Genomic DNA, 11383 nt, shown 5'->3' on the forward strand with positions numbered 1-11383 from the left:
GTGGACATACTCACGGTGTCGTCGCGCACCAAGGACAGCAACAAGAACCTCATGATCGATGAACGTCCTCAGCCACAGTGACGCTGAAGACTCGATCCATGGTCAGAACGAATGACGTCTAACACCCGCTCGCCCTGCGCCGCCGCTTCGCCAGGCTCAACGGCCTGACCGTCAAGGCACTGCGCGAGCACGTGAGCATCGCCTTCGCCAAAGTCGCCGAATATCAACGCCGCGGCGTCGTCCACTTCCACGCCGTCATCCGCCTCGACGGACCGGACGGCCCGGACACACCGCCTCCAGCATGGGCGACGGCTGACGCGCTCGACCAAGCCGTCCAACACGCAGCCGCCGCGGTGACAGCAGAGGTCAAGCCACTGCGCCGCGCGTTCCGGTGGGGGACCCAACTCGACAGCCGCCGTATCACCATGGATGGGGATCTCACGGACCAGGCCGTGGCCGCCTACATCGCCAAGTACGCCACGAAGGCAGCTGAATGCGTCGGCACTCTGGACCGGCGCATTCAACCCCTCGACGACTTGAGCGCTCTCCCCGTACGCGAGCATGCCCGCCAGTTGATCGCCGCCTGCATGCGCCTGGGCGGCCACCCCGGCCTGGCCGAACTCCGGCTCACCCACTGGGCCCACATGCTCGGCTTCCGCGGTCACTTCTCCACCAAGAGTCGGCACTACTCCACCACCCTCGGCGCCCTGCGCGCCGCCCGCGAAGAACACGTGCACGCCGAAGAGATCTCTACCGGACGGCTGCCTTTGTTCGAGGAGGACACCGTCCTCGTTGTCGCCCACTGGCAGTACGCCGGACAAGGGCTCTCCATAGGCGAACAGTTCCTCGCCGCGGCCATCACCGGCGTCCGCCTCCCAAGGATCGGCGGTGATCCTCGATGAGCAGAAGTGACGAGTTGCTGACTGTTCCCCAGGTCCTTGCCGAACTCGGCGGAGTCTCCCGCCGCACCTTCTACCGCTGGCGCGAGCTCGGCCGCGCGCCGGTCTGCGTTCAACTGCCCAACCTCGAACTCCGCGTCTGGCGGAGCGACCTCATCTCCTGGCTCAACTCTCGACGGGAGGCCGCGTGAACACCACCTACGACGTGAAGTTCAGCCAGATCCAGCCGCGCTCCAACCGCGGCACACTGGCTTATGTCGCCCGCTGGCGGGTTGCAGGCAAGGAGAGGTCCAAGAGTTTCCGGACCAAGGGACTGGCCAATGCCTTTATGTCGGACCTTCGACAGGCGGCCAAAGCGGGGGAGGAGTTCGACGTCGCCACGGGGCTGCCGGTGTCGATGCTGGCGCCCGAATCCTGCGGGCCGTCGTTCCTGGAGTTCGCTCAGGCGTACGTTCTCCGCCGTTGGAGCATGTCCGCGGCGCGGACCCGAGAGACGGATGCGTACGCGCTCCTCTCGTTGATCCCAGCCTTGGTGGCCGACGCGCCGCGCCGTCCCTCGGCTGGGGACCTGCGGGAGGTGCTCAGAGTTCACGCGCTGCTGCCGGAGAAGCGGCGGGCCGACCTGACCTCGGCCCAAGCAGCAGCCCTGGGCTGGCTGGAAAGGGCGTCTCTCCCACTGGCAGCCTTGGGAGAGGCCCACGTCCTCCGTACGGCTCTCGACGCCATCTCGGTCACCTTCGCCGGTACTCCAGCGGGAGCGAACACGGTACGGCGCAAGCGCGCCATACTGCATCACCTGCTGGAGCACGCCGTAGAGCAGAAGATGTTCAGCAACAACCCGCTGGACGAGATCAAATGGACGGTGCCGAAGGCCGTAACAGTCGTCGATCCCCGCACGGTGGTCAACCCGGCACAAGCACGACATCTCCTCGACGCCGTGCCCAAGGTGGGCCGCAAGCGCGGTGCCCGGCTCCAAGCGCTGTTCGCCTGCATCTACTTCGCCGCCCTCCGACCTGAGGAGGCGGCCGACTTGCGGCTGAGGAACTGCACGTTGCCCGAGACAGGCTGGGGGCTGATCGTCTTGGAGAAGGCGCGACCCCAGGGAACGAAGCGCTGGACCAACTCCGGCGAGACCCACGAGTCGCGCAGCCTGAAACACCGCGCGGACAAGGAGACACGAGAGATTCCGATCCCGCCCATCCTGGTCGCCATGCTCCGCGAGCACATCGCCACGTACGGCACCACCAACGACGGCAGGATTTTCGCCACGGGGACGGGCGGCTCGTACTCCAGCTCGGCGCACTCCTACGTCTGGCAGGAAGCCCGCAAACTCGCGCTCACCCCGGAACAGATCGCCTCTTCGCTCGCTGCTCGCCCGTACGACCTCCGCCACGCGGCGGTTTCGCTCTGGCTGAACGCTGGCGTCCCGGCAGTCGAAGTCGCCAAGCGCGCCGGGCACAGCGTGGATGTCCTGCTGCGGGTCTACGCCAAGTGCATGGACGGCCAACAAGAGCAGATCAATAACAAGATCAACGATGCCTTGGACGAGTAGTCCAGGTTCATCCATCTTCGGCCCCGGTCTTCCGGGGCCATTTCACGTTGTGCTGCTCGACATACCGCGTCGCTCCACTCCGTGGATGGCACGCTGCGTCACCCTTACATGAACGAGCAGTGAGATAGGAGGCCCATGCACAATGATCACGATCCCTCTGCCTCGTCATCCGGCCGACTGAGGCGACCACCGTACGGTCTGCCGATCCGTCCCCGGACCGGGCTCGACGACTCGGATTCCTTCGGCTGGCGTAGGTACTCGGCGCCAACTCCACCGCAGAGGCCTTCATTGTGGAGTTGGGCCAGCGCTACCAGGCCACTGCTCGTGGCTGGCCTCTTGGTCGGCGCGGTCTTCGCCGCCTGGTCGAACACCTGGAGTCCGCTCAGCTCGTCCGGCCTGGATTCCACCCCGAGGTCCACACCGCTTACCGGTGTAGCTGGGCAACCGCTTCCGGTCGCCTCAACGCCGACGCCTTCGGTGACGCTCAGCGGGCGCCCTTCGGCGAAGTCCAGCCCGAGCCCTAAGCAGGCGAAGACCAAGACAATCTCATCGTCCAGAAGGCGGGAACGAGCGAATATCCGTTCCACGCCGTCCCAGCGTGACCGTGGCGGCGTGGAACCGCGACCAATGAGGACCGCGACATCTCCCAGCCGTACAACAGCGGCCACGCAGACTGCCCCGAAAGGCGACACCAGGAAACGGTCAGGGTCGTTGATCGGCGCGAAATGCGATGAACTCTTCCCGCCTTCCCGCCCTGAATTCCGCATCCGCAACCAGGCGTGCCACCTATTGTATGGATGAAGATCTCACAGTCAGGCCGGACCTTCAGGGGTGAGCGGGCCGTGCGGGGCAAGCCTTATGGCTTCTGCTTTTTGATCCCTGGTTGGTTTGCCGGTGCTTCGGTGGGCATGGACGATTTCACTCGGACAGTGGTAGCGGCCCAGGCAAGTCCGAGCTGTACGCCCTCGACTAGCGGTCTTCCTCTGCTGATCTCCCAGAGCACGCCGGCGGCGAAGGCATCACCGGCACCGGTTGCGTCCACTACATCTGTGGGGATGGCTGGAAAATGATCGGTGCGGCCTGCCGAATACACAGTGACGCCGTTGGCGCCCTCGGTCACGATGGCGGTGGTCTTCTCGGGGATGACGGTGAAGTCATTACGAGAACCAATCAGGTACCGCATGGCGGGGATCGTGCCCGGCGGGACGCTCGTAACCAGTGCTCCCGCGGCGGCCATGGCTTGGGCGGCGGGGGCGAAGACATCGCGCCAGGCGGCGAAGTAGATGATGTCACCCGGAGCCACCGCAGCAACGGGAATTGTGATGTTGTGCAGCAGATCAGGATGGATGCCGACGATGGTGCGCTCGCCGTTGGGTTCGATGAGCAGAACGACGGAGGACGTGCGGCCGTGTAGGACCTGCACGTGATCGACATCTACGCCAGCCGCGGTCAGCGCCTTCATCATGCTCTGGCCGGCGGTATCCGATCCCACGTAGCCCACCATGTGCACGCGACCGCCGGCCTGGCTCAACGCTGTGGCGACATTCGCGCCGGTTCCTCCGGGGCGCTCGGCGCTTTCGGTGGCTTGGACGAAGTGGCCGCTCGCGGGGAGACGGTCGACGTATAGAGCGAAGTCCCAGGCGATGGGGCCGATGATCCAGAAGTCAGGCATACATGGCCTGTCGCGTAGCTCGTAGCCCTTGCGCAAGCGCGTCCAACGCCCCGGGGAGCGCGACTTGCGGTGCCCAGGGGATGTCCACCGTGTCTTGGCGGCAGCTCAGGATGCCTCCGACGATTGCAGCCACGGTGTCAGTGTCCCCGCCAAGACTGACCGCGTACCGCATAGCGCTGACCGGTTCCTCGTGGAGGCCGAGCACGTGCAAGATCGCTCCCAACGTGTCCATGACGTCCAGTGATACTCCGCTCGGACTGAGTTCCCATCCTTCGGCGTCGGGAATGCCGAAGTGATCGAGTTCCTCTCTGGCGATGGTGATCAGGTCCTCGGCAGTACAGGTCTCGAGTGCCCAAGATCCCATGGCGGCGACCGCGCAGGCGGTGGCGATGGCTCTCGGATCAGCGTGAGTGGTCTTGGTCATCCGCTCGACCAGCTCGCGGCGACGTGCGGCATCGGTAGCCGGCAGGACCCAGCCGACGGGCAGTACGCGCATCATCGCGCCGTTGGTTGCCCCACCATCTGCCACAAGGGATCCGGTCGCCTCGAAACGCGCTACCGCCCGTCGAGTGGTCGGGCCGGCGCCGCGCATGGTGGGCAGTGCCCTGGCGAGGGCGGTGAGGAAGGTACGTTCTGAGCCACCGGTGTTGATCAGATCTTCGGCGAGCAGGATGAGTTGTTCGGTGTCGTCCGAGGTACTGCCGGTCGGCCATTGCCCGCGTGCGGTCAGTGTGTCCGTGAGAGCGATGTCCTGAGGAGGCTTCCCCTCCCACGGCACGCCGAGTGCGTCACCACAGCAGAAGCCGGTGAGCCCGTTGAGTATTCGCTCTGAGGAGGGGATGGCCTGGTCGGGGAACAACTGATTCAGGACGCCGAACCCACCCTGAGCAACGGCGCACCGTCCGCGGTCGGCGTAGCGGACACGCTCGCGACCCTGTGTAAGACGCGCAAGCGAGAGGCAGGCGGAGGCCACATCGTAAGGGGTGCCGTGACGCTCGAACTCGGTCAGTGCCTGCTGCGTCAGTCGCCGTGCGCCTGAGTGGTCGCCGTTGGCCCGGCGGACGTCGGCTTCGCTGTGCGTGACCTTCGCCGCTAGCAGGCCGTCGCCGAGATCTCGGGCCATGCGGCCCGCTTCGGCGAGGGTGTGGGCGGCCTCTTTCAGCAGACCGAGCCCGCATTGGGCCTTGCCCAGCCCGTGGAGGGACTGGGCGATTCCGCGGGCGTCTTCGGACGCTTTGCGGATCGCCAGCGCCTTGTTCTGACTGTCCAGCGCGATCTGCCAAGTGCCCGTGGCCTCGGCGACCAGAGCGGCATCCTGCAACAGACCGGCGTACAGTGCTTGATCTCGCAGATGGGTGGGACGGGCCCCGACTTCCTGCAGTGCCTGGTTGATGAGCGTGTCAGCACGTTCGACGTTGCCGGAGAAGTATTCGATCTCACCCAGAAGTTTGAGCCACGGTGCCTGGTCGGCTGTGGTGTCCATGCCTTCGGTGGCGTGCCGGCGTCCGTCGCGGAAGCGTCCTTGGTACAGCTCGATCTCGGCCAACCGGAACAGGAACCCCTCCCGGGCGTCCCCCTCGGAGAGGGCAAGTGCCGCCTGGGCCAGACGTTCGGCCCGTTCGAAGTCACCTCTGCAGAAGGCCACCTCGGCGCGTACGAGTTCGGCATGAGCCGACCTTTGAGGTAGCCCGTTCAGCAGGGCCTCGGCTTGGTTCCAGCGGCCCAGACCGAGGTAGGCGCGGGCTACCCGGTACAGGCAACGGCCCCTGTCCTCATCGCGGTCGATACGCAGTTCGCTGAGCAGGCCCGCGAGGGCACGGCACTGATCGAAGCGGCCAGTGGCGAGACCGCGGTCCATCAGCGCTACCCAGGCCGCCACGCCTTGCGCAGGGTCGAGATGGCTCAGGTGATAGGCCGCCTCCAACTCGGCGGTGAACTCTTCGCGCTCGCCGTAGTGCCGGGCCAGCACCTCATGAGCTCTGCGTACCTCCGCCGGGCGGACGTTCTGGAGTGATCGGCGCAGGATGTTGTGCATGGTGTACGCGCCGGATCCACTGGCCGTGCCGCCACGCAATGGGGCGATGAAGGAGAAAGCCGTCAGTTTGCTGAACGCGCTGCGATCACTGGGAAAGTCCAGCACCTGGCCCAGATGGCGGAAGGTCTTGGCGGTGAAGGCCCGGCACGCACTGACCGCCAGGATTCCGTACTCAGCCTCGGCAGGCGTCCATTGCAGCAACCGATGTGCCAGGTCGCGTTCCTTATCCACGAGGGTCGTGAAGTCCGAAGGGTTCAGGCGCGACCCAGCGGCAAGAGCGACATCCGCGCACAAGCCCAGGAAGTACGGGTGCACTTCGTCACGTGCGGTGGAGGCGTACTCCACCAGTGCCTCGCGCATGGACGGATCGGTGACGCCGGCCAGGCTCAGATATTGGCGCGCGTCGGCGTTCGTAAGATGGCCGACCAGCCGGAGGTCGAGATAGCGCCCGGGAATGGGGAAGACGGGAGCAGCCGACCACGGCGGACGGGTACGGCCCGCCAGGATGGCGACGATCCCCGCTCCCAGATCAAGGTGGCCCAGGAGACAGCGCAGCCACTCGTCACGCATCAGCTTGTCAGCATGGATCAAGCTGTCCGCATCGCCGATGGCTTCACCGAAGAAGGCCTCGTGGGTGTCGAAGAGCAATACGATCCGCGCGTGCTCGGCGGCGGCGTCGTTCAGATCCTTGGCGAACAGGCGGGGCAACTCGTGCAGTAGATCCGGTTCGGGCACCAGAGAGAGTATCTGCTCGGCATCCACCTGCGGGACACGGCGCTGCATCCGCCTCCGGGTGAAGACCTTGTCCATCCGGGAGTTGACCACCTGGAACAGCTGCTGCCCCACACGCAGAACCGGCAGCGTCATGACGGCATCGGCGATGTCCAACGCGATGCCGGCCTCTCCCCGCGGGAACAGCTCGGGCACCCGATGCGCAATGTCGAAGCCGAGCTTGTGAAGGTAGGTGATCGCCGCGAAGTCGAACCGGGGAGTCGCGATCCCGGACCGGGCCAGCTGCCGTTTCAGCATGAACAACGCCGAGAACGCCTCCTGCGGGCGGTTCTCACCCGCCGGCCGCGCTCCGAAGTCGATCCTGGCCACCGGCACCTGCTCACCATGCTCGGCCAATCGCACCAGCAACTCGGCGTCAGAGGCGTTGCGAACGGCTGCCCACTGGTCTGTATGCAGGCAGCAACGCTGCTCCAGGTGCCGCAACAGCAACGACTTGCCATTGCCGCCCAGCCCGTGCAGGTAGAGGATCCGCTCCGCGGGCGGGTCCTCGTTGATGAGCGAGACAACGTGCCGGGTCAGCTCGAAGCGGTTCGCGAATAGATCGAGCGAGCGGTCAGGAGCCACTACGGACCTGGCTGGGCCCTCCTCAAAGATCGGCACAGTCAGCTCTGCATGGGTGCAAATTGCATGTGGTTCCCCAATGAAGACGAGAATTGCGATGACTTGCCGTGGTCCAAGCTCATGTAGTGGAGCGCCCTCGCCCCGGCCCTCGCAATCGGTTCTACACCGAGGTGTTGTTCACTTCCACCTCGTCCGCGGAGGAGGTACAGCAACGGGGCACCTTGGCCAACGTCAGCCCCCAATCAAGCTGGATCGATTGCCCCGACGCCGAGCAGAGAACGTTTAAGTGCTCGCTGTACGCATCAGGTTGACGAGGCAGTCTTGCAGCACTGCGTTGACCGTGTTGATCACGTTCGAGCACTCGGCTGGTGTCACGGCCGACCGTGTCCCGCGTCAGCGAATCGAAGGCATGGAAGTTTAGCCAGCATTGCACCCTCATGGGCAGCTTTGCCCATTTTGGGGCGCCTAGTTACTTCGAGAGAGTAATTCCGGTTGTTTATAGAGGTGCGTGGGGCATTTACCGGGATTGGCTGGTGTGCTTGACTCCTGCCTTGTAACCCACACCCTCGGGGAGAGTCCATGGGGGAGTTCGTTGGGATCGACCCCGGCGGGGCAGAACGGCTGATGCACCAGATGACCATCGGCAAGAACGTCCTGGGCCAGACGCGGCCGGGGCTTGAGGCGGCTATCGCCGAGGCTGGCGCATCTTGGACTGGTCCGCAGGGAGTGGCCGCCATGCATCGGTCCTGGGCGTTCTTCGATGACAGCCAGCGGGATCTTAAATGGCGGACGGATACGCTCAAGCAGATGGTCCCAGGCTCAGGGAACGGTCTGTTGAGTGTGTTCTTCACGTTCAACAACGAAGCGGAAGCTGCCCGACAGGGAAAAGCCGATGCAGCCCCCATCACCGCGGCGCTCAAGGAGCATGACGTCGAGAACTCGGTGAAAAGTTGGCGCAAGGTGACGGACGCCGTAGCGGCGACGAAAGACAAGTTGGAAGATCCCGCCTATGCAGCTTCCTTGCTGGCTGCTATCGGGCCGGACAGATTCCGCGCGCTGTTCATGCAGTGGATGAAAGACAAGGGCCCCACAGCCATGGACAAGGGACTTCCGCCCTCTGTCCGTCAGGAGGGCCGTGAGAGTTTGGGTCCGTTGGCTGAGGCATACGCCAACGCTGAACGTGCCGGACGGTTGGGTGCGGACTGGCAAAAGTTCATAGATACGACCGATCCTGGCGTGCTGACGGCGCTTGTAACGATGTCCAAAGCTTCGAGCACTCTTCTTAACCAGGTGGCACGTCGTGTACTGAGCCGATCGCTCGCCGCAGATGGGTCGACAAGTCCGAACTGGAACCTCGATGCGCTGGTGGAGGCATATGGCGTCAACCCGGAGGCGCTGCAATCGCTGCTGGCCGAGAACAAGGACGCTGCGGGCTGGTTACTGCACCCAACACGGGTCATGCAGACCGGCCTTCCGGGCTTTGAGGAGCGGTTGGCGGGCGTTCTGGATAAGGCTCTGAGGCCAGGCGCGGGGGATGATCGCGTACGGGAACGGGCCTGGCTCAACATCATTAATGGCGTAGGCGCCGAGGGTACCCCCTGGCTAGGTGGCCAATGGATCCAAAGGGTTGTGGGTCGTAAGTTCGAGGGCTCACCAGTCACCCAAGTGCTGGCCAAAAACGTAGTGCCCTATCTCGACAAGTTTGCGCGCGTACAGGCAAAAGAGTCCTCGCCCAGTCTGAAAAAGCTTTACCCGGACCCGCCGTGGGACAAGCTTGGCACCGACGTGGCGGCACGGTTCTTTGGCTCTCTGATGCAAGACAAGGTCGCGGCCAATACATTATTAAAAGCCTGGCATGACTACACAGTGAAGATGGATATCGGCCGATTTCACCCCTTTGACAGTGACGATCAGATACGTGCCAAATTCGTTACTCATAGCGCCTTGTCGAGCGGGGCAGCGAATCTACTATTGGACGGATCCGCTCATGCGGAGTGGAGTGATGACGAGTACGCAGATTGGCTAGCAGGCGTCATGTTGCTGCCCGTCGATTGGCTCTCCAACAAGTATTGGCCAATCAATAATCCTTCAACCGCGACTGCTCGAGATCGGGTACAGGATGACTTCAAAGACAAACTGAAAACGGTGATCACAGACTATTTCGACGGGAAGACACCCGATACTGCAGATAAGGTCGCCACGAAGATCGTAGACATACAGAACCGTTGGGTGACCGAATCGTTGGCACAGCACAAGCAGAAGCCGTTGACGGATGAGGATCAGGACCAGGTTGACAAAGCGTTCCAGGGGAGGCTCTACAAGGCTCTGGTCAAAGCGCTGGAGAGGCGGGGAGGCTAAGCGTGTCTTTTCCCGACCCGGGTCAGATTCTACGGCAGGCCGCTGACAAGGAGCTGCTTGCCGCCACGCTCACCCGATTCGCAAAGGATCTGGAGGAAGTGTTCGTCGGCACTCTGGCGAACCCTCAGAGTGTTGATACGTTCTGGAAGGGGCCTGCTGCAAGTCGGTTCAATACTCAGGCTGCGCAGTTGGGTCGTGAGATCGAACTCCTCCGCGAGGGTTGCGTATCTACTGCCGACCGTCTACGGAAACAGGCCGATCTCTTGCGCAAGGAGGCGGCCCAGATGACCTAGCTGAGCACGGCGAGTCAGCGGTCACGGGCGTAGCAACTGGTTTTGCCGACGATCATGATGTTGGGTTTCTGGCCGTTGCGCACCGTCAGAGTGAAGGTCAGTCCCGTCTTAGAGTTGTGCACGACGGAGACTCCCAAGTTTTCATCGCGAAGATCTCGGTCGTTCACAACCGAGTCGTAGCCCATGAACTCCAGCGCGCTCTGCATCAGGCCGGCGGAGTTGTACGGCATGTGTACGTCAGGTGGGCCGGAGAGATCCCCCTGAGCACGAAAGAAGCGTTGCACCTGACCAGGCGCGCAGCCTGATTCGGTATCTTTGTCTGCTCGTTCTGTCGCTACCACTTTTCCGGATGTGGCTACTTCGCGAGAGGCCATGAGCTTGTTGCCGTCCGCGATGAGCTGTTTCGTGGCCTCCTCCAAGCTGGGCTTGTCGGAGTCCCCTGAGCAACCTGTCACTACTGTGAGAGAGACGAGTGCTGCCGCGAGAGAAAGCCAGCGAATGTATGGGCGCACGCTCGGGACACTACCTAACCCTTACTCTCACGTACACCTTGTATGCCTGCTAAGTACTGCGAGCGCCTTCTCCTACGACATCTATTCGTGTGGGACCCCGGCCCTACGCGGAGCTGGGCTGGTCGCAGTTGATCATGTGGGAAGGCCGTGCAGTTCGTCAGCGAGATCTCGCGCTACTCAAGAAGTGATCGCAAAGGGGCGAAGGCGTTGCTGCACGGCGCCCGCGGATCCATAGCGGTAGCATCCTGATCTTTGTTGTCGGTGGCGTGCTCTAGCCTTCCTGTACCAACCAGATTGGGGCCGAGGATGAACACTGCTGAGCTGCTGGAGCCGGTCAAGCTGTGGAAAGCGACCGAAGTCCTCACTCGCCCAAGTCCAGTGCCGGCCGCTGCAGGCATCTACGGGTGGTATTTCGCCCAGCCTCCGCATCCGAGTCTGCCCGCTGACCGCCTCCTCTATGTGGGGATCGCCCCTCGCCGCATGGCAAACCGGGCCAGCAAGCAGAATCTTCGGAGCAGGGTGCGCTATCACTTCCGGGGCAACGCCGAGGGCTCCACCCTGAGGCTCACCCTTGGTTGCCTGCTAGCCCGGCTTGATTCGGCGAAGCCGGGAAGATCGAGTCAAGTTTGGTGATGTTGGGCTGATGTTGGGCGGAGTCGCTGGTCAGGCGGCGATCCCGCCACGGTGAGCGAGATCGTCGATGGCTCGC

Annotated in this window: 9 protein-coding genes; 6 read left to right on the forward strand and 3 right to left on the reverse strand. The window is 63.4% G+C overall.

Features of this window, described 5'->3' with window-relative positions; genetic code table 11:
* The first annotated feature begins 134 nt into the window (after positions 1-134).
* Genes ACFLIM_RS49600 through ACFLIM_RS49610 form a run of 3 tightly spaced genes read left to right on the forward strand, consistent with a single transcriptional unit; the run spans position 135 to position 2451 of the window.
* Positions 135-902, forward strand: coding sequence for a replication initiator (locus ACFLIM_RS49600; protein WP_393177828.1), 768 nt, complete (start codon positions 135-137; stop codon positions 900-902).
* Positions 899-1090 carry a helix-turn-helix transcriptional regulator gene (locus ACFLIM_RS49605; RefSeq protein ID WP_393177813.1) on the forward strand — a complete coding sequence of 64 codons (192 nt, stop codon included), beginning with the start codon at positions 899-901 and terminating at the stop codon, positions 1088-1090. The genes ACFLIM_RS49600 and ACFLIM_RS49605 overlap by 4 nt, the downstream gene beginning before the upstream one ends.
* On the forward strand, positions 1087-2451 hold the full coding sequence (locus ACFLIM_RS49610) for a tyrosine-type recombinase/integrase (RefSeq protein ID WP_393177815.1): 1365 nt from the start codon (positions 1087-1089) through the stop codon (positions 2449-2451). The genes ACFLIM_RS49605 and ACFLIM_RS49610 overlap by 4 nt, the downstream gene beginning before the upstream one ends.
* Positions 2452-3307: 856 nt before the next feature.
* Here the strand turns inward: ACFLIM_RS49610 and ACFLIM_RS49615 are convergent.
* Complete coding sequence (locus tag ACFLIM_RS49615; RefSeq protein WP_393177817.1) at positions 3308-4123, reverse strand: carbohydrate kinase family protein; 816 nt, start codon at positions 4121-4123, stop codon at positions 3308-3310.
* Entirely contained in the window at positions 4116-7514 is a 3399-nt protein-coding gene (locus ACFLIM_RS49620; protein ID WP_393177819.1) for an ADP-ribosylglycohydrolase family protein, read from the reverse strand. The genes ACFLIM_RS49615 and ACFLIM_RS49620 overlap by 8 nt, the downstream gene beginning before the upstream one ends.
* A 576-nt stretch (positions 7515-8090) precedes the next feature.
* Between ACFLIM_RS49620 and ACFLIM_RS49625 the strand changes: the two genes are divergently transcribed.
* On the forward strand, positions 8091-9869 hold the full coding sequence (locus ACFLIM_RS49625) for a hypothetical protein (RefSeq protein WP_393177821.1): 1779 nt from the start codon (positions 8091-8093) through the stop codon (positions 9867-9869).
* Between the two features lie 2 nt (positions 9870-9871).
* A complete protein-coding gene (locus ACFLIM_RS49630; RefSeq protein WP_393177822.1) occupies positions 9872-10162 on the forward strand; it encodes a hypothetical protein in 291 nt (96 codons plus the stop codon).
* 14 nt (positions 10163-10176) lie between these two features.
* Here the strand turns inward: ACFLIM_RS49630 and ACFLIM_RS49635 are convergent, their stop codons facing one another.
* Complete coding sequence (locus ACFLIM_RS49635; RefSeq protein WP_393177824.1) at positions 10177-10581, reverse strand: hypothetical protein; 405 nt, start codon at positions 10579-10581, stop codon at positions 10177-10179.
* Between the two features lie 399 nt (positions 10582-10980).
* On the opposite strand from ACFLIM_RS49635, the gene ACFLIM_RS49640 reads away from it, so the two are divergent.
* The gene (locus tag ACFLIM_RS49640) at positions 10981-11307 is read left to right on the forward strand and encodes a GIY-YIG nuclease family protein (protein WP_393177826.1); all 327 of its coding nucleotides are present in this window, start codon (positions 10981-10983) and stop codon (positions 11305-11307) included.
* Positions 11308-11383: the final 76 nt, after the last annotated feature.

The organism is Nonomuraea marmarensis (assembly GCF_043197025.1).
Classification (GTDB): Bacteria; Actinomycetota; Actinomycetes; order Streptosporangiales; family Streptosporangiaceae; genus Nonomuraea; species Nonomuraea marmarensis.

Excerpts from the sequence above, each read along its gene's own strand:
- ACFLIM_RS49605 (WP_393177813.1), top strand. The coding sequence starts at position 899 with ATGAGCAGAAGTGACGAGTTGCTGACTGTTCCCCAGGTCCTTGCCGAA.
- ACFLIM_RS49615 (WP_393177817.1), bottom strand. The coding sequence starts at position 4,123 with ATGCCTGACTTCTGGATCATCGGCCCCATCGCCTGGGACTTCGCTCTA.
- ACFLIM_RS49625 (WP_393177821.1), top strand. The coding sequence starts at position 8,091 with ATGGGGGAGTTCGTTGGGATCGACCCCGGCGGGGCAGAACGGCTGATG.
- ACFLIM_RS49640 (WP_393177826.1), top strand. The coding sequence starts at position 10,981 with ATGAACACTGCTGAGCTGCTGGAGCCGGTCAAGCTGTGGAAAGCGACC.